Source organism: Candidatus Methylobacter oryzae (assembly GCF_003994235.2).
GTDB lineage: Bacteria > Pseudomonadota > Gammaproteobacteria > Methylococcales > Methylomonadaceae > Methylobacter_A > Methylobacter_A oryzae.
The window spans coordinates 18,713-39,480 of sequence record NZ_RYFG02000005.1; the positions used below are offsets into that span (position 1 = coordinate 18,713).

General features: G+C 50.4%; 10 protein-coding genes. 9 read left to right on the top strand and 1 reads right to left on the bottom strand.

The genetic code is table 11. The features are described 5' to 3' along the window. Positions 1–373 precede the first annotated feature (373 nt). From EKO24_RS00315 to EKO24_RS00340, 5 genes are all read left to right on the top strand, one after another. A complete protein-coding gene (locus EKO24_RS00315) occupies positions 374–7,822 on the top strand; it encodes an NHL domain-containing protein (protein WP_143733128.1) in 7,449 nt (2,482 codons plus the stop codon). 17 nt (positions 7,823–7,839) lie between these two features. Continuing rightward, on the top strand, positions 7,840–8,202 hold the full coding sequence (locus EKO24_RS00320; RefSeq protein ID WP_127027699.1) for a hypothetical protein: 363 nt from the start codon (positions 7,840–7,842) through the stop codon (positions 8,200–8,202). A gap of 529 nt (positions 8,203–8,731) precedes the next feature. Beyond that, positions 8,732–9,175 (top strand): hypothetical protein, encoded by a 444-nt coding sequence (locus tag EKO24_RS00330; protein WP_127027697.1) that lies wholly within the window; start codon positions 8,732–8,734, stop codon positions 9,173–9,175. A gap of 388 nt (positions 9,176–9,563) precedes the next feature. Then, positions 9,564–9,935, top strand: a complete 372-nt coding sequence (locus tag EKO24_RS00335) for a transposase (RefSeq protein WP_206667181.1) — start codon at positions 9,564–9,566, stop codon at positions 9,933–9,935. A gap of 521 nt (positions 9,936–10,456) precedes the next feature. Then, the gene (locus EKO24_RS00340) at positions 10,457–10,789 is read left to right on the top strand and encodes a hypothetical protein (RefSeq protein WP_127027696.1); all 333 of its coding nucleotides are present in this window, start codon (positions 10,457–10,459) and stop codon (positions 10,787–10,789) included. A 93-nt stretch (positions 10,790–10,882) separates the two neighbouring features. Here the strand turns inward: EKO24_RS00340 and EKO24_RS00345 are convergent, their stop codons facing one another. Then, positions 10,883–14,716: an EAL domain-containing protein gene (locus EKO24_RS00345; RefSeq protein WP_127027695.1), complete on the bottom strand. Its 3,834-nt coding sequence runs from the start codon at positions 14,714–14,716 to the stop codon at positions 10,883–10,885. Positions 14,717–15,189: 473 nt separating this feature from the next. On the opposite strand from EKO24_RS00345, the gene EKO24_RS00350 reads away from it, so the two are divergent. From EKO24_RS00350 to EKO24_RS00365, 4 genes are read left to right on the top strand one after another with little or no spacing between them, the layout of a single operon-like run. Then, positions 15,190–16,131 (top strand): NADH-quinone oxidoreductase subunit B family protein, encoded by a 942-nt coding sequence (locus EKO24_RS00350; protein WP_127027694.1) that lies wholly within the window; start codon positions 15,190–15,192, stop codon positions 16,129–16,131. Positions 16,132–16,133: 2 nt separating this feature from the next. Then, positions 16,134–17,663: a nickel-dependent hydrogenase large subunit gene (locus tag EKO24_RS00355; protein ID WP_127027693.1), complete on the top strand. Its 1,530-nt coding sequence runs from the start codon at positions 16,134–16,136 to the stop codon at positions 17,661–17,663. Then, complete coding sequence (locus tag EKO24_RS00360; RefSeq protein WP_127027692.1) at positions 17,654–18,118, top strand: hydrogenase maturation protease; 465 nt, start codon at positions 17,654–17,656, stop codon at positions 18,116–18,118. Before EKO24_RS00355 ends, EKO24_RS00360 begins: the two co-directional genes overlap by 10 nt. Next, a complete protein-coding gene (locus tag EKO24_RS00365) occupies positions 18,115–20,703 on the top strand; it encodes an EAL domain-containing protein (protein WP_127027691.1) in 2,589 nt (862 codons plus the stop codon). Before EKO24_RS00360 ends, EKO24_RS00365 begins: the two co-directional genes overlap by 4 nt. The last annotated feature ends 65 nt before the right edge of the window (positions 20,704–20,768 follow it).

Here is a 20,768-nt window from a genome sequence, read left to right on the forward strand (position 1 = left end):
AGCGGATAAAATTTTTCCGTTCGCGTTGAGCCTTCGACTACGCTCAGGGCTAAAGGCCTTATCGAAGCCTGTCATGAGCTTGTCGAAGGATTAGCACGGAACGGCTTGACTATAGCAGACTAATGCGGGGCGAAAAATGCCCCCGCATCTGCTACCGCCTATTTTACAATCAAGCGATTGCACTGGTTTTATGTCCGCAAGAGAGTGAAAGAAATCACACGGCGATACTACTCATGAGTGAAGGCAAATAAAGCGAGTCATGATTATTATTTTTTGAGAAGTAGATCAAAGAAAACGCATAAAGAATATTGAGGCTGACTTTGATATGTTAGATTGGCAATAAACAATTATTTTAGGCGTTAGGATAATATTTATGGTACTGTTGCAGTTCTACGGCAAAGACATCCATTCAGGTAATAAAACTACGATTGTTCGTTGGCGCTTATCGGCTTGTACGATTATGTGGTTATTTATATTGGCTTTTTTAAGCCACCCAGTTTTGGCGGAAGATGCCGGGGTTTATGGTCCTGTGCAATTTACCCGTAGCACCGGTAAACCGGAGCGAGTCCAGCAAACCGTCGCCGTGACCAATCCCGCCGCCTCCTACCTGCTTCGTATCGTCAATGGCGGCCAGCAAGGAACGGCTCAAACCGGCAAAGCGGTCAGTTCTGGAACTCTGTATTGGAACGGTAGTTGGGTAGCAGGTCCTTCCAATTTTAACCAGAAAATCACGACCCTGACTGTTCCCGTCCTCGCACGCGCATCCAATACCTTAACGGTCGAATTGCAAGGCAAGCCCGGCAGCAGTATCACCGTGCAATTGCTGCGCGGCAACCAAGCGCCGATTGCCCACGCCGGCAACGACCAAACACTTTACGTCGGCGACGCGGCCAAACTCGACGGCAGCGCCTCGACCGACGGCAATGGCGACGCCTTGAGTTATCGCTGGCGAATCACCGACAAGCCGGCAAACAGCCTCAGCCAGCTCAGCGACAACACCGCGATGCGCCCTGAATGGCCGATTGACGCCTACGGCCATTATCAGGCAGAGCTAATTGTTAACGATGGTTTTGTGGATAGCGTTCCGGACACCGTCGCCATCGATACCCGCAACTCCGCGCCGGTTGCGAACGCCGGCGCGGACCAGCGCGCCTTCGTCGGCACGACTGTCGTGTTCAACGGCGGTTTGTCGCACGATGTCGACGGCAACACCTTGAGCTACCGCTGGAGCTTGGTTGAAAACCCCAGCGATAGCAGCGCCGCACTGGTGGATGATCGCCTCCAGCAATGCCGTATCGCGATCGACAAGCCCGGCCATTATGTTGCCCAACTGATCGTTAACGACGGCGAGCTGGACAGCGAAGCCGACCTGGTCGCTATCGATACCGACAATTCCAAACCGGTCGCCAATGCCGGGCCGGACCAAGCCGATAAAACCGTCGGCATTCCGGTGGAACTGGACGGCAGCCTGTCTTCCGACGTCGACGGCGATGCGCTGACTTATATCTGGTCCTTACTGCATCAGCCGGCGGGCAGTAGCGCCGTGATCCAGCAAGCCGACCAGGTTAAAGCCGCCTTTACGCCCGATAAAACCGGCGATTATGTCGGCCAACTGATTGTCAGCGACGGCCAACTGGCCAGCGATCCGGCTACGGCGCTGGTGACCGTATCCGCCGTAGCGACGGTCAATCATCCGCCGAAAATCACCACCAGCCCGGTATTGACCGCAACCGTGGGCAGTCTCTACAGTTACGACGTGAATGCCGCCGACCCGGATAACGATACGCTGACTTATAGTCTTAGCGTCTATCCTTCCGGCATGACCGTCAATGCGCAAAGCGGCCTGATCAACTGGACGCCGGAAACCGGTCAAACCGGCGCTCAGGCCGTTAACGTCACCGTCAGCGACGGCAAAGGCGGCAGCGATAGCCAAAGTTTTACCGTAACGCCGACAGTTGTCTCCACGCCGGTGCTTCCCCCTGATCCTGCCGGCATCGCGCCCAAGAACGATCCCACTGTTGCGACCACCGTGTCGGCTTCGTCCGAGTTCCTGTATACCGGCAGCAATCCGATCCAGACCGGCGTGACGCCCGGCACGATTGAAGCCAAACGCGCGGCAGTGATTCGCGGCAAAATCTTGGATAAGCAAAATAATCCGTTGTCTGGCGTAACGATCACAATCAAAAGTCATCCGGAATTCGGCCAGACTTTGAGCCGGGCGGATGGTATGTTCGATATGGCCGTGAATGGCGGCGGATTGTTGACCGTCAACTATGGAAAAGCCGGTTACTTGCCGGTTCAGCGTCAAATCCTTGCTCCTTGGCAGAATTACGCCTTTGCTGAGACCGCAATCCTGATTCAACAAGACGCCAACGTTACCACCATCAATTTGAACGACAATACCCAGAATTTTCAAGTAGCTCAGGGCAGCCAAATCACCGATCAGGATGGCGTCCGGCAGGCTACGTTACTGATTCCAAAAGGCACCCAGGCACAGATTTATAACCCGGATGGCAGTACAAAATCCATTACCACACTCAATCTTCGCCTGACCGAATATACCGTTGGCGCAAACGGTCCTGAATCGATGCCCGGCCCTTTGCCGCCCAGCAGCGCCTATACCTACGCCTTCGAAATGAAAGCGGACGAGAGCGACGTCAAAGTCGACGGCAAGGATGTGTTATTCGACAGACCGGTACCGTTTTACATCGACAACTTCCTGAGTTTTCCGGTCGGCACCATTGTCCCGGTGGGCTACTACGATCGAGCCAAAGCGGCTTGGATACCTTCCGACAACGGCAAAGTCATCAAGATTTTCGCCATCAATAACGGCGTCGCCGACATCGACAGCGACAACGACAACCTGGCGGACAATGCCGCCAAATTATCGGCTTTAGGCATTACCCTTGAAGAAAGAACCCAGCTTGCCAGCCTTTACCAAGCCGGCAAAACGCTGTGGCGGGTACAAGTTACGCATTTGTCCACCTGGGATTGCAACTGGCCCTACAAAATGCCGGACGATGCAGTGCAACCGAAAAACTCGCCGCCCGTGGTTGACAAAAAAGTGGATGATCCCTGTGAAGTCGCAGGCTCCATTATCGAATGCGAAAATCAGGTGTTGGGCGAAACCCTGCCGATCGCCGGTACGCAGCACAGTCTCAACTACCGTAGCGCCAGAGTACCGGGTAGAAAGACCAATACCATTCAGATTCCGGTAAGCGGGGCTACGCTCCCGAGTTCGCTAAAGCGGATTGACCTGATTGTGGAAATCGCGGGCCGCCGCTTTGAGCAAAGTTTTCCGCCGGCACCGAATCAAACCGCTTCGATTGAATGGGATGGATTTGATGCGTTTGGCCGCCCGGTTCAGGGGACGCAACCGGCGGTCATCAAGATTGGCTATGCTTACCCCATGTTCTATGCCACCCCGGCGGAGGTATCGGCCGCCTTCGGGCGTTTTTCGGGCGTGATGATTGATGGTGGTGAAGCGCGCCAGGAATTACGGATATGGCAGGAACAGACTGCACGGTTGGGAACATGGACTAATCGTAGCGCTAACTTGGGCGCATGGAGTCTGAATGAACACCACGCCTACGATCCAATTAATCGAGTACTCTATCAAGGAGATGGTCGTCAGCGTAGTTCAATAAACACAGCCGCTAGCACTATCATCAAAACTATAGCTGGTAATGGGTTTGCTAAGTTTAGCGGTGATGGGGGACCTGCTACTCAAGCTACCCTTTCTTTGCCTATGGGTACCACAGTTGGACCAGATAATAGTTTATATATTAGTGACAGTTATAATCATAGAATTCGTCGAGTAAACCCAAACGGCATTATCACTACTGTAGCAGGTAATGGTACTCGAGGGTTCAATGGCGATGGCGGGCTAGCGGTTAATGCGATGTTAAACATTCCAAGAGGAATTGCTATCGCAGCAGATGGTAGCTTATATATAAGTGATACTGAAAATCATAGAATTCGCCGGATAGGTCCTGACGGCATTATCAGCACTGTAGCGGGTAATGGAACGCAGGGTTTCAGCGGCGATGGTGGGCTTGCATCCCAAGCTTCAATTAATCAGCCTTATAATATCGCGCTCGGATCAGAAGGCAGTTTGTATATCAGCGATTGGGGTAATCATAGAATTCGTCGCGTTGATCCAAACGGTATTATTTCCACGGTCGCAGGTAACGGAAATTATGGATTCGGTCTTGGAGATGGTGGATTAGCAACTCAGGCAGTAATTGGGGCACCGGACGGGATTGTATTAGGGAAAGATGGTAGCTTGTACATCAGTCACGATGCTGGAGACCAAGCTTCAGGCATAATCCGTCGGGTAACTCCGGATGGCATTATCACTACAATAGCAGGGGACGGATCACAATACAGCATCGGTGAAGGTGAGATAGCTACCAAAGCTTGGCTTATGCCTACTAGCGGTATAGCGATGGCGGCAAATGGTAATTTATATATCTGTGATAGTAATAGGATTCGCCAAATAAGTTCATCGGGCATTATAACTACAGTCGCGGGCAAGGCTAATGTCTTAACATCAGGTGGTGACTTGATATCTGGATTCAGCGGTGATGGCGGGTTTGCGACACAAGCATTACTTGATTCGCCCACTAGTATCGCATTCGGAAATGATGACAGCTTCTATATCAGTGATGCCGGTAACCATAGGATTCGCCAAGTTTCTTCTACATTGCCTGGTTTTAGCTCTGAAGAAATTGCAATTCCTTCGGAAGACGGCTCAGAACTTTACCGCTTCGATGCCACAGGCCGCCATTTGTCCACGCTAAACGCGCTGACCGGTGCCGCGCTGCTCAGTTTTAGCTACGATGCGGAAGGCCGTCTCAGCCAAATCACCGACGGCGACGGCTTAGTCACCCACATCGAACGCGATGCGTTGGGTAATCCAAGTGCCATCGTCGCGCCTTTCGGCCAACGCACCACCCTGTCGTTGGATGCAAATGGCTATCTCGCCAAAGTTACCAACTCCGCCGGCGAAAGCCACGAAATGGCTTACTCGGCCGACGGCTTGCTGACGTCGTTTAAAGACCCCAACGGCCATAGCTCCACGTTTACCTACGATACCTTAGGCCGCTTGTTGACCGATACCAACGCCATCGGCGGCGTCTCCTTGTCCCGTACCGGCTTGGCTGACGGCCATATCGCGACGGTGACTAGCGTACTGAATCGGGTCACAGCCCATGCGGTGCGCAACCTCAGCACCGGGGACCGGGAACGGCAACACACCCAGCCGGATAACACCACGTCGACGACACTGGAAAAAACCGACGGCACCGTGATCACCACTGAAGCGGACGGTACCGTGGCCACGTTGCTCAAAGGCCCCGACCCGCGCTTTTCGATGCTGTCATCTATCGCCAAAAGCCTGCAAATTAGTACCGGCGGCTTGACCGCCAATCTGGCTAATCAACGCAACGCCGTGCTGGCTGATCCGAACAAGCCGTTCACTCTGACGACACTGACGGACTCCGTCACTGTCAACGGTCGCACCCAGACCACCGTCTACGATGCCGCCAGCAAGACCTTCACCGCCACCAGCGCTGCAGCCCGGAAAAGTAAGGCGGTGATCGACAGCTTGGGCCGTGTCACCCAAACGCAAACTACCGGCTTACTGGTCGTCAACAATACTTACGACTCCCAAGGCCGTCTGTCCACTCTCACCCAAGGCAGCGGCGCCGACGAACGCTTAATCAGCGTTGCCTACAACCCGCAAGGCTATCTCGACAGCGTCACCGACCCGGTCGGGCGTCAAGTCAAATACCAATACGACCTGGCCGGAAGGGTGACCAAGCAGACCTTGCCGGACAACCGCGAAATCGTGTTTAGCTACGATGCCAACGGCAACCTGACCTCACTATTGCCGCCCGGCAGACCCGGACACAACTTTACTTACACGCCGGTCAACCTAACCGAGTCTACCGTGCCGCCGGATGTCGCGGCAGGTACCAACAGCACCCTGTACCGTTACAACCTCGACAAGCAATTGACCCAGGTACAGCGCCCCGACGGCCAGTCGATAGACTACAGCTATGATAGCGCCGGGCGCACTGGCAGCATTACCGTTTCCGAAGGCAACTACAGCTATAGCTACAACCCAACGACCGGCAAACTCGCCGGTATCACCACGCCGGATGGGCTAGGACTGAATGTCACCTTTAGCGGCGCCTTGCCGACCCAGACCAACTGGACAGGAATCGTAACCGGCAGCGTCGACAAAACCTATGACAACGACTTCCGCGTTAGTACCGTTAGCGTGAACGGCGCCAACCCGTTCAGCTACCAGTACGACAACGACAGCCTGCTGACGGTGGTTAACAACGCTACTCTCGGCATCAACTTCACTCTGACGCGTGACGCCCAGAACGGCTTGCTGACCGGCACTGTCCTCGGCAGCCTGACCGATAGCTACAGCTACAACGGCTTCGGCGAAGTCAGTCAATATGCAGCGAAATACGCAACGTCAGACCTGTATAAAACCAGTTTCAGCCGCGACAAGCTGGGGCGAATTACGCAAAAAGTAGAAACGACAGGCGGCAACAGCAATACCTACGACTACGCTTACGACATTGCCGGGCGTCTGGCCGAAGTGAAACAAAACGGCATCGTGCAGTCCAGTTACGGCTACGACAGCAACGGCAACCGCACCGACCTGAACGGCGTACTGGTTGCCCATTACGACGCCCAAGACCGGCTGCTCGACTACAACAACGCGACCTATGACTACACCGCCAATGGCGAACTGAAAACCAAGACCGTCGGTACTGCGGTGACACGCTACAGCTACGACGTGCTGGGCAACCTGAGACATGTCACCTTACCCAACGGCAGCGCCATCGACTATATTATCGACGGCCAAAACCGGCGCATCGGAAAAAAGCGCAACAACGTGCTGGAACAGAGCTTCCTGTACCAGGATCAACTCAAGCCGATTGCCGAACTGGACGGCAACAACCAAATCGTCAGCCGTTTCATCTACGCCACCGGAGCCAACGTGCCGGACTTCATGATAAAAGGCGGCGCGACTTACCGCATTATCAAGGATCATCTCGGCTCTCCCCGGCTGGTCGTCGATATTGTCAGCAACACCGTCATCCAGCAGTTGGATTACGATGTCTGGGGCAAGGTCATCCAGGACAGCAACCCCGGCTTCCAGCCGTTCGGCTATGCCGGCGGACTGTACGACCGCGATACCGGGCTGGTACGATTCGGGGCCAGGGATTATGATGCGGAAACCGGGAGGTGGACGGTTAAAGACCCGATTGGGTTTGGGGGCGGGGATACTAATTTGTATGGCTATGTTCTAAATAACCCGCTGAGGTATATCGATCCTAAAGGGTTAGATGTCATGGTAATCACTGGCGGGGTAAATGATGGTAGCCCGAATGTTTTTGGTCATGTCGCAAGTGCGATTGAGGGTTACGGCATGGCTAGCTATGGAAACGACACAAATTTAGGGAGTTCTGTTAGTGATTACCTTGCAAGTCAAAGTGATAAACGTGTTCAGCAAGTTACTATCATTCCTACTACTCCCGTGCAGAATGCTGCTGCAATAGCATTCATCAATAGTAGTCACCCTAAAAAAAATGATGTTGGTATATTTGATAATTGTGCCGTTCGGACAAATCAGATTCTTAATGCTGCAGGAGTTACTACAAGTGGCATACCGTTTCCAGGTGGAACCGCAAGAGATGTGCAATCGATTCCAGGAGCAACAACTTACATCATTCCACAAGATGGAATTATTCCGGCACCTTTACAGAACGCTATTCCAAAATTCAATCCCCAGTGACGATTGGATAAAGAAAAATGACTATCAAAAAATATTGTATTGCGGGTTGGATTAGTAAAAAAGTGTTAACGTGGTTGTTGCTTTTAAGTCCTGTTTTGTATGTGGCTACATGTTCTTATATCTCTGAAAATAAGTCAGCTGCGTTTGAACTTATAAAAGTGGGTGATACAAAAAATACGGTTATTGATAGATTAGGGAAACCTTCACACATCGAACAATCAGGCATTTTGTTTTCCCGATATGCAACACATCAGTGCAACGACCCATGTGTCGAAAGGTTGTGGTTTGAAAATCCGTTAATTCTTGGGATAGAAGCTTGGTCATTTGAAATAGATAAAAATGGCAAAGTGATAAATAATAGTCATTGGGTATCACCATAAGAGGGTGTAAACGCAGACGGGGTCAGCCCGGTAGGGCCGTAGGGCGGATTCGCGCTAGCAATCCGCCATGATCGGGATGATCAAAGTTGCTCCTCGCTCGGATTTTCCAAGCGGAGATTTTTTATGTTCGATAAATAACAGGGGCAGGGTAAACTTAATTTCTGCCCCCTGTTATTGGGCTATCTCGACAGCATCACCGACCCGGTCGGGCGGCAAGTCAAATACCAATACGACCTGGCCGGAAGAGTCACCAAGCAGACCTTGCCGGACAACCGCGAAATCGTGTTCAACTACGATGCCAACGGAGAATCAATGGGGTCAAATTAAATTGATTTTTTATAGCGAGAGGCGGTGATCGAAAATCGGCTCAATTTAAAATCAATTCAATCTGACCCTATTGATCCACAGTCATCCCCTATTCCAGAGAGGGTGCCAACAGAGCCTGGTTCGTTACCGGGCGGCTCTACAGGTGCACCTACGACTGATACTGGTGTTTGGATTTCATCACCTGGGCCTACTAATTAAAGCTATGACTATGATGCCTAGAAAAAATTTTGTTCATTCTTTTTTTATAATGCTTGTGGTGCTTATATCCTCTATATTTTCGGCACCTGCAATTGCCGATCAATCAGTTCTCTACCAAAGCGTAAAAGCTGAACAGAAGTGGAATGAGTCGCGGAGTAAATCATTGATTATAAAAGATAACGAGGTGGATTCTCCTTATTTAATTGAAAAAAATGAGCTGTATTTGATTATTCAAGCTACTAGAACTAAATGGTTTTTGTACGTTGAAGTTGATCAGCCAGAATGGGACGAAAGTAAGATTCAGTCTTTGATAAAAGAGCATCCTGATTTAGTAAAGTTTTTCCCTAATCCCCTAGCCCTCAATGGTGGTGTGATGTGGATTGCCACAGCTGCGACTACAGGGGGGGAATTAATACTTATGTTTATACAATCTTCTGAAATACACTGATCCGAATGGACTCTACGGACTTGGAATTAATGCAGGTGGAACTATTGAAGGTGGAATACCGACCAGCTTAGCTCAAGCAGAAAGATGGGGTCAGGCCTTAGTTGCGGCTGGGCAATGTCGCAAATTCTAGCGGGTGGAAATCACGCCTCGGTAACTGCTAGCCACAGGCCGGGTATCGAACCTTGCAGGCAGTATGGTAACAGGCTGCTTGATGTGTAGGTACGAAAACAGGCGAGGAGCAATGGTAACGGATAAAGCCGACCGTGAAGGTGTAGAGTCCCGAAAAGACCGCGTTGGAAAGGGCTGATGAATCAATGGGGTCGGATTAAATTGATTCTTTGAATTCAAATCGTTTAATCTATCGGCTTTAGTTTTTAGAGTTAAGTCTATGGCTCGTCTCCCGAGAATAATCATTCCTGGTCAACCGCAGCATGTTATCGTCCGGGGTAACAATCGTTCCGAGATTTTCTGCTGCGATGCGGATTATCGCTTTTATCTGGAAAAACTTCAGGCAGCCTGCAAAAAGCATGATTGTCAGGTCCATGCTTATGTGCTGATGACCAATCATGTTCATTTGCTGATAACGCCTTTCACTGAAATCGGTTTGAGCAAAACCCTGCAAATGCTGGGACGGTATTATGTGCAATATTTTAATTACTGTTACCAGCGCACCGGTACGCTTTGGGAGGGCCGTTACAAGGCGGCGCTGATTGACAGCAAAGCGTACTTGCTGACCTGTATCCGTGGATACGCGGAATAAATTAACGCTAAAACCAGCGTCGGGGAACAGCAACATGACTATGGATTGTATATTTGCCGGAGTGTCTAAATGGTAAAATTTACCCAGGCGTTATTACTAACTGATGTTACGCACCGTCCACGAAAGGCACGAAAAATATCAGCCGTGGATTGGCCGCTTGCTGCCGGTTAGACCTTCCAGGTTTTTACTGGAGCTGCTCCCGGCAGCTCCAACACTTCCGCCATCCATGGCAGTCGTAAAACCTGGAAGGTCTGTCTATCGGACTGTTCTCCGCATAACGCCAGTTCCGGTTGCCGGAAACGTCCGCCCTTGCTGCCGTCGCGCTAGCGACACATTAATTAATGCGACTAACTGCGTAACATCAGTTACTAATATTGAAGTGCGATTTAAAAACATCTTACCGGAAAGATAAAGTTCACCAATAAACAATGTAGAAATCGTTCAAAAAGCAAGTCGATAAGAAGACCGAATTAAGCGCCGGCTCAGGACAAAAAGTGAAATAAACCAAGGAATTTAAAAAGATGAAATTAAAAGAAAAAGAGGTTGAAGCAGGCTATTTATATTTGACCACTGCAAATCAATATCGTGCCGTGCTTGCGGTGAAAGGCGAATTTTTGATTTATGCGCCCGGTTTGGAAGGAACTGCGCCGTTAAATCTGAATGCTACAAAAATGCCGTTTGAAAATCAGCCATTTAAAAAATGCCAAATCGTGACCTTTGCCAAAAAAGATTATCAAGCGTTTGAGTTCAACGATACGGAAGCTATCAAACATAAATTGAATGAATCGCAGCTAGCGGAAGCAATAGCACAGTGTAATGCTAAGTCGGCTATTGCTGCATTGTTGGCGGAATAGGGCAGTTGTACCGTAGCGTAGCTCCGATTAGCAAAGCGTAATCGGAGCTACGGTACAAAGCCTTGCTGCATTACTTGCCGGGCGACGATTCTTCTAAAAAGAACCAACCTTTTTGTTTTCCAATAGACTTTCAAATTCAAAGACCGGTAAGGGTTTCGAAAACCAATACCCTTGCCCATAGTCGCATCCCATTTTTACTAAAAGTTGGTATTGTTCTTTTGTTTCAACGCCTTCGGCAATGACTTTTAACCCGAGCTTATGGGCCATTGTAATAATAGCTTCGCAGAGCACGAAGTCGTTCGAATTGTCAGCCAAGCCTCTGGTAAACGATTGATCGATCTTTAAATAATCGATATCGAATTTTTTAAGATAAGCCAGTGACGAGTAGCCGGTGCCAAAATCATCAATGGCGACTTGAATGCCGGCATCGCGGAAATCCAGCAGTTTATTCGCGATATTTTGATTCGAATCCATTAATAATCCTTCGGTTATTTCGATAACAATGCTTTGGCCTGAAAGGTTGGCATTCCGTAATTCATCTACCCATAATGAATTGCAGTCGTTAATCTCATTGCGGAATTGGACTGGCGATTTATTGATGCTGATTTGAAAATCGGGATGGATTGTTTGCCGCCACTCGCGTAATTGTTGGACGACCGTTCGAAATAACCAATCGCCAATCGAGTTGATTAACCCGGTCTCTTCGGTTAATGGAATAAATTCGACTGGATTTACTAAGCCGCGCTCAGGATGTTGCCAGCGAATAAGCGCTTCCGCTTTGTAAATTTCGTTATTCCTCAAATCGACGATTGGCTGGTAATAAAGCGCGAACTGATGCTCCTCTACGGCTTTATGCAAATCGCTAATCAAATGTAAGCGTGTTGTTGCCGCTTGCTGTAACTCGGACGTGAAATAATGATGGCGATTACGGCCTTCGTGTTTAGCTGCGTACATAGCCTGATCCGCGTTCTTGATCAATTCGATTTCATTCCGGGTATCGTTGGGATAAATCGAAATACCGACGCTGGTAGAGATATGGACAATTTCTTTACCTAGCGTAAAAGGCTCGGCCAATCGCTTTACAATTCGCTGCGCCATATTCTCAACAATGACTGTATTGCGATCCAAATTAACCGCAATAATGGTAAATTCGTCGCCACCTAAGCGGGAAATGGTGTCCATTTCTCGAACGCATTCTTTCAACCGCAGTGCCGTCTCTTGCAGCAACAAATCCCCGTTGTCATGTCCTAAGGTATCGTTAACCTCTTTAAAAAAGTCCAGATCAAGAAACATCAGCGCAAACAGTGTCTCGTTTCTTTCGGCGCGCTTGATTTCCTGGCGCAGGCGCTCATGAAACATATTGCGATTAGGCAATCCGGTTAGTGGATCAAAGTTGGCTTGTTGCCAGATCGTTTGTTCGGCTTGTTTTTGCTCGGTTATATCGGAAAACATCGAGACATACTGTTGTATTTTCCCTTGGCTGTCATAGACCGCGCTTATCGTTAGCCATTCCAGATAGATTTCGCCATTTTTGCGCCGGTTCCATATCTCTCCTTGCCAATGGCCGGTTTTATGGATAATTTCCCACATATGCCGATAAAACTGCTGATTGTGATGGCCCGATTTAAGCAGATTGGATTTTTTTCCAATAGCTTCTTGCTCGCTATAGCCTGTCAATTCAGTGAACGCCGGATTGGTGGCAACAATGATCTTGTTTTCGTCGCAGACCATAATGGCTTCGCCGATGGCCCGATAAACTGTCGCAGCCAGCTGTAATTCTCGCTCAGCTTGCTTACGTTGAGTAATATTTTCGATGATTGAGATGAAATAATCGGGCGAGTTATCCGGTTTTCTGATCAGCGATACCGTAAGGTTAATCCAAATCGGCGAGCCGTCTTTGCAAATAAAGCGTTTTTCAAGATCGTAATTCAGCAACGTTCCTGCCAGCGTTTGCTGCACAAGGGATAGATCAGCGGCCAAATCTTCCGGATAAGTAATATTCTGGAAAGTTTTTTGTAATAACTCGTCGTGGCTATAACCCAGCATAGTGCATAACTGGCGGTTGACTCGAAGCCAGCGTCCATCGGGCGCGACCATCGCGATGCCGACCGGGGCTTGCTCGAAAGTCGCTTGAAAGCGGGTTTCGCTATCTTGGTACTTTTGACTAAAGCGTTGACGTTCCTTTAGTAGGTTGCCGATGCGTGCCAACAGATCGTTCGCATTGAACGGTTTGACGAAGTAGTTTTGTACGCCCACTTTCAGTAGTTTCAGGCGAAGTGCGTCGTCGTCTTTCGCTGTCAGCATGACGATGGGTATGTCCAGTAAATCGGGGCTGTTCCTTAACGACTTGACCATTTCATCGCCACTCATCCCAGGCATCATCACATCGCTAACTATCAAATCGGGCCGGAGCGCTAAAGCTTTTTCCAAACCTTCGTGCCCAGTCTTGGCGATTGCAGCCCGGTAATTTTTCTTTAGGAGGTTGGTTAGATAAGCCGCCATATCGACATTGTCTTCAACAATCAAAATTAACTGAGAATCAAGCCCTGCCGATGTTTCGATCGCTATGGCAGGCGAAGCCCATAGTTCATCTAATGCTTGCTGTTGCAGCAGCGGATCAAGCCTATTGGTTGTTTCGGTATCAATTAATGTTGCCGACTTATCGATTGCCAGTAATGGCAGATAGATAGTGAATAATGCGCCTCCGTCGGCCGAGGCATTGGTTACCGTGACTTGACCTTGATGCAGTTTTACAAAATCATTAATGATCGCCAGGCCTAAACCGGTGCCGCTAAATCGTCTTGACGCGCCACCGTCGATTTGCCTGAATCGTTCGAAAATGGCTTCCCGCATCGACTCCGGTATGCCGGGGCCGGTGTCTTGAACCCGAATGACCGCTTGCTCGTTCTCCACGCGTAATTCAACGTTGATTGCACCGCCGTCCGGGGTAAATTTGATGGCATTGGATAGCAGGTTCAGCAGAATACGCTGTACTTTTTCAATATCAATTTGTGTGTATAGCGTGTCAGGAGTAGAGATCGTCAAGCTGATGGCTCGATTATGCGCAGACGATTCAAAGTTGGAGCATACGGTGCGTACCCAATAAGCAAGATCGGCAGCTTGCAGAAATAGCGACATTTGCTGGGCCTCTATCTTGGCGACGTCCAGTAAGTCGCAGACATGGCGGTACAGCATGCGGGCATTACGCTCAATCATTTCGAGCTCTTGCCGCCTCACGGGGTCAAGACCGTTTTCCGCTAAATACTTCAATATCGGATTTAGAATCAACGTCAACGGCGTGCGTAACTCATGGCTGATAGTGGCAAAAAAATTGCTTTTTAGCGTATCGAGTTCCAAGGATTTAGCATAAAGCCTAGCCAGTTCTTCATTGGCCGTTTTCAGTTCGGCGCTAGTAGCCGCCACTTGTTGAGCGCGGGCAAACAGCTCTACCTCCATTTTCAGGGCATGTTTTTGTAAGCTGTCGTTGAGTTTGTCTTGTTCGACGCCTTGCTGTTTGATGCGAACGAATTCGGTAACATCTTCAACGCGGTGAATAATGTAGAGCAGTTTGCCGTCCGCGCCCAAGACCGGGCAATTTAAAGGACTCCAATACCGCTCTTCGAAACCACCGCCCAAATGCGCCGGTCTGGGAATGTCGTATTTCTGTATCGGCATCGAGTCGGGTTTAAGCGTTTGCACTACACGCTGAAGTGATGCGCATAAATTATGTACCCCTTCAGCGCCCGGATCGCTCGGATTATCGGGAAATACCTCGAAAATTATTTTGTCTAAGATGTCCTCGCGTAAGGTCAAGGTGGCTTTCGCGTAAGCGTCGCTTACTGCAACAATTGCAAACGACGGGCTCAAGACTAAATAAAAGTCGGGGGCGGATTCAAACAGGAGCCGGAAGTCTAGTCTTTTAGTCATCGGTTGTAATACCTGATTTATACGATTATGGAGTAATCGAAAACTGCTATTTTCAATATTTATAGGACTTTCGCAAGCCTATTCAAATAACTAATCATCCTTCCATGTTGCGGCACCGTAGCTTTTGTCGATAATAGCCCGTCAGGGTGGGCAGGACCCCCTTTTGCCGATCTTCGGCAAAAGCGAGGAGCGCGGGACAAATCGGCAGGATAGTCGATTTGCATGCGTAGCTCCCGAAGAAGGCTCCCAAGACATGCCCTAAGCGAGGGCCTTTCGCGCTTGCTAAGATAACGATAAGCGCGGAGCGATAGAATACCGAGTAATAGGGTGCGTTAAGCTTACAAAGTTCAACGGCGAATTGACGGCAACTCAACAGATAGAGTAAAACATACAACCCTTGCCGCTATGCTTCGATGAGGTGAAAGCCACTGATTTATCGTGGTATTTTATAGAATATGTATTTAGGGACTTCTATGACGACGTTACTTTGGCTACAAACCGGCTCCTGCGGTGGCGATACCATGTCGATTCTGTGTGCGGATAGTCCGTCTCTGGAAGAGCTCGTCAATGACTACGGTATCGAGATGCTTTGGCAACCTTCTCTTTCGATAGAGCCCGCCAGGCGGCTGGATGCCGTGGTTGACGCGATCATCGCTGGTCGGCAAGTCCTCGACATTTTATGCGTCGAGGGCAGTATTATCACCGGGCCGCATGGCTCCGGCATGTACGATCCGTATCGCGGAAGTTCCAAAATGAGCCTGATCCGGCAATTGGTTGAAAAGGCTGAATACGTGGTCGCTCTTGGCACTTGCGCATCTTACGGCGGGGTTCATGCCGCTCCGCCTAACCCAACCGATTGTCTCGGTTTGCAGTTCGATAAAGATTCCCCCGGCGGGTTGTTGCCGATCGAGTGGCGTTCGCGTAAAGGCGTGCCGGTTATCAATATCTCCGGCTGTCCCGCTCATCCCAATACGATGACTAAAACATTGGCTATGCTGGCTTCCGGGCTTCCGGTGGAACTCGATCACGTCAATCGTCCCAAGACCTTTTTTAATAGTACGGTGCATCAGGGTTGTACTCGCAATGAATATCATGAGTACGATGTAGAAGACACGGCGTTCGGCGGCAAGGCCTGCATGTTTTTTAATCTGGGCTGCCAAGGGCCGGTTACAATGGCGACTTGCAATACCGAGCTTTGGAACAATCGCAGCAGCAAGACGCGGGCCGGCGTGCCGTGTTTCGGCTGCACGTCGCCGGAATTTCCACTGACCCGGGATCTGTTCCGTACCGAAAAAATCGGTACTATTCCGCTACATTTGCCGCTGGGCGTGGAACGGGCCAATTACATGGCTTATAAGAGCCTGGCCCATGAAGCGGCGCCCGAGCGGGTGTTGAACAAGACTATGGATACTTAAGCATGTCCAAAAGAATTATCCAAATCGACCTTAACCGGGTTGAAGGCGATCTCGATTTCCAGTTGGAAATCGAAAACGGCAAAGTCGTAGACGCCCGTTGTATCGGCTCGATGTATAGAGGCTTCGAGCAAATCATGATCGGCCGCAAACCGAAAGATTCGCTGGTCATTACGCCGCGTATTTGCGGCATCTGCGGTACCGCGCAATTGAACGCGGCGGTGCTGGCGCTGGAACAGCTTGGCGGCATCCCGGTGCCGCCGGCGGCCATTCGCATTCGCAACCTTTGTTTGATGGCCGAAACGGTGCAAAGCGATTTGCGGCAATCTTTTTTGTTTTTTACCGCCGACTTTTGCCATCCTAAATATGCCGGGCGGGCGTTTTATCAACAAGCGCGTTCGGCTTTTCTGCCGTTCCAAGGTTCGATTTATCGCGATGCGCTTGAACATTCGCGCCATACCGTCGAAATTGTCGCGCTGTTCGGCGGACAATGGCCGCACTCGTCTTATATGCTGCCGGGCGGGGTGACGACGCCAGCCGACAACCGCCATATTATCGACTGCTTGTCGATCCTGAACAAACTGACGCGCTGGTTCGAGCAGCGCGTTATCGGCATCGATCTGGATGCTTGGCTGGCTTTGGCATCGGCCGAAGAATTCTTCAATTGGCTGGACGCTCATCCGGACAGTACCGTTGGTCTGCTGACAACGATGAGCCGGGCCATCGGCTTGCACAATGTCGGTTTTGGCACGCCGCATATGCTCAGTTACGGTTCTTACGACGACCCGGCCGATGCGGGGGCTTTGCCTTCGCAACGCAAGCGCTTGTTCAGGTCCGGTTTCCTGAACGGCGATACCGGCGGCATTGAGGCTTTCGAGCAAGCCGGGATTACTGAACATGTGCGCTATTCCTGGTTTCAACCTTATCAGGGCGGCCGCCATCCGTTTAAAGGGCAAACCATCCCGGATTATCAACCCCATTCCGACCGCTATACCTGGTGCAAAGCGCCGCGCTACCAGGATAAAGTCGTGCAAACCGGTCCTTTGGCCGATGCATTAATCGACGGCGAAGCACTGATCTGCTCGTTATACCAAGCGGAAGGCGGCAATGCCTGGCTGCGTCAATTCGCCCGCTTACGCCGCACCGCCAGGCTGCTGCGGCAAATGCGCGAAACCTTGCATGAGCTGGCCGCACGTCCTAACGATCCGCATATGATTCCTCCCGATCGGCAAGACATCCCCGACGGCGAAGGCTTTGGACTGGTCACGGCGGCGCGCGGAGCGCTGGGGCATTGGCTGCAAGTTACTGACGGCGTAGTTAGCCGCTATCAAGTTGTTACGCCCACGGCCTGGAACGCGTCGCCGAAAGACAGCGAAGGCCGGCACGGTCATTGGGAAAGCAGTTTGCTGGGCTTAACTGTCGACAATCCCGACGATCCGGTGGAAATCGGCCATATTATCCGCTCCCACGATCCCTGCCTGGTGTGTACCGTGCACGTACTCGACACGGGCAAACGCATCACGTTATGGCCTTAAGTTGCAGCTCGCGCCATATCGTTTGTTTTGGTAATGAATTACATGGCGATGACGGTTTTGGTAGTTACGTTTATGCCCAGCTTTGCCGGTTGATTTGGCCTGAGGATGTTAAGGTATTCAACGCCGGTATTTCCGGACTGAATGCGCTCCGGTTTTTTGACGATTGCAGCCGGGCGATCCTGGTCGATGCGTTGGTCAATTTCGGCAATGTCGGGGAGGTCTGCCTGCTGCGGCCGGAAGATTTGGCCGACAGACTTCAACAGCCCACCGGTCACGGCCAGGGCATTCCTTATTTATTGGAAGCTCTTAATGCAATCAGGAATCCGTTGCCGGATATTTTGATTGTCGGTGTTGAAATAGCCGCCGTCACTCCGTTTTCTCCCGGCTTATCGGATAAAACCGCGCAGGCCGTAGCCAAAACCGTTCAATTAATAAGAGGTCTTGTGTCGGCATGAACCGTCAGGATCAACATTTTTCCAACGTCATCGTCGAATCGTTGGTATTTCTCGATGCCGTTGACCCTCCGCGCTGGAAAGGCAGTTTTCGATTATCGGCTGAGCATCCTGCCGTCGATATTCTGATTTTTAATATCCGGGGCCGGTTTCAGGCAGTGCCCGCACGATGCCCTCATGAAGGCTACGAGCTGACGCATTGCGAGCTTATTAATGAAAATACGCTTGTTTGTCCCGCACACGGGCAACATACCGATTTGAGCGCTTCAAAATTTAAGGTCCGCCAACACGACGGTCAATTTCTGCTGTCTATCGACGACAATACGATTGCCGGCGAGGGCTCCGAAACCATACTGCAACTGCGGGAAGAGATCGATAAACTACGGCTGGCCAATCTGAAACAGCAAAGACAGATCCATGTCATTACTGAAAGCATGGATGCGATGCTTAGTGAATCCGAACAGCAAAAAGCAAAACTCCGGGATAGGGCCAACCAGCAGCAAGGTCTCAGCCGCTTTGTCGATCGCATCATGGATACCATTGACGATCTCCTGTTCGTCATTGGCAGCGACGGCCAAATCCGCAGGTTGAATACGGCTGTGGAGCGCGAACTTGGATTTAACGAAGCCGAGTTATTGGGTATCGGTATCGACAGCTTGCTGTCTCCGGACGAGCGGCAGGCGCTTGCCGGGCGGCTGCCGGCTTTGCCTTGGCATGTGCAGTCCGCATTATTCGAAACGGTTCGCCTTAGCGGCTACTACGCGGGCGAACATCAGCTTTTAGGCAAAAATCGGGACGCTTCCAAAGCGATCTATTGGCTTAAAAGCAGTTTGTTGCATTCGGAGCAGGGCAAGCTTGAAGGCGCGGTCGTGACCGCCTTGAACATTACTGAATTCAAAAATAGGGAAATCCGGCTGCGCCTGAGCGCCAAAGTTTTCGATAATAGTAGCGAGGCAATTTTCATTACCGATCCGCAGGGAACTATATTGGAAGTCAATACCGCATTCTGCGTAATGACCGGCTATGCGCGCTCTGAAGTGCTGGGCCAAAATCCTCGGATGTTAAAGTCAAAATTGCACGATCAGGTATTTTATAGAAGATTGTGGCAATCCTTATTGACTAAAGGAGAGTGGAAAGGAGAAATTTGGGACCGCCGGAAGAACGGTGAATTCTGCCCTATGCTGCTTAGCATCAATGCGGTGACGGATAAATCGGGCCAGTTGACTCATTATGTGGCGATTTCCACGGATATCAGCCACCAGAAACAGACCGAACAGGAACTCAAACAGCTGGCGTACTACGATGTGCTGACCAGTATTCCCAACCGCTTTCTGTTCAAGGATAGGTTTGAACATGAAATCAGCTTGGCGCAACGCAATAATACCCGGCTGGCGTTGTTTTTTCTTGACTTGGATCGCTTTAAAAACGTTAACGATACGCTGGGGCATTGGGCTGGCGACAGCTTATTACAGATCGTTGCAGCACGCATTCAAAGTTGTCTGCGCAAATCGGACACTGTCGCTCGTATGGGCGGAGACGAATTTACTATTATTCTGCCCGGCCTAAGCGGCATCACCGATGTCACCGAACTAGCCAGGAAGCTGGTCAATGCAATGACCGAGCCGGTGCAGATCAATGAGCATACGGTTTTTGTCGGCGTCAGTATCGGCATCGCTATTTTTCCCGATGACGGCGACGATTTCGATACGCTTACCAAGCATGCCGATACCGCTATGTATGCGGCAAAAGCAAAAGGTCGGGGGATATTTCAATATTTCGAAGCGGGTATGAACGAGGCCGCGCACCAGAGGCTATCGCTGGAAAATGCATTGCGCTTAGCGATAGAAAGGGAGGAGTTCCAACTTTATTATCAACCCAAAGCCGATAATACTTTAAGTCGCGTGACTGGAGCGGAGGCGTTGATCCGCTGGATACGTCCCGGTTTTGGAATGATTCCGCCGGACCGCTTTATCGCGATCGCCGAGGAAACGGCGTTAATCATTCCCTTAGGAAAATGGATATTGAAAACAGCTTTTTTACAAGCCAGGGAATGGGCTGAGCAGCGGCCGGGATTTCGAATTGCCATTAATTTGTCGCCTTTGCAACTTCTGTCCGAGGATTTTATTGCTATTCTTGACGATATTTTGGCTGAAACCCGTGCCGATCCGGAAGCCATTGAGCTGGAAGTCACCGAAGGGCTGGTCATGCATGACATCGATAAGGCGAGCGAACGTTTGCAGCAAATCCGGGCGCGCGGTATTCGCATCGCTATGGACGACTTCGGTACCGGTTATTCATCGTTGTCTTATTTGCAAAAACTGCCTATCCAGACGCTTAAAATCGACCGATCTTTTATTGTGGCTTATAGCGATGATCCCGATTCGAAAGAAGCGGCGTTTATCAAAACTATCGTATCTTTGGGGCAGGTTTTAAATATGAAAGTAGTCGCAGAAGGCGTCGAGACCGAGCCTCAATTAAGGTTGTTGCAGTCTTACGGCTGCCATGAGATTCAAGGATATTATCTATCGCCTCCGCTGCTTGCGGATGAGTTCCGGAAACGTTGGCTTGACTGCGGCATTATTGGATGAATCGAAGGATAGGTTTGTATCGTTGGGAGCCGGAAGATCGGGCAACGAAAAATGCCGCCCGATCA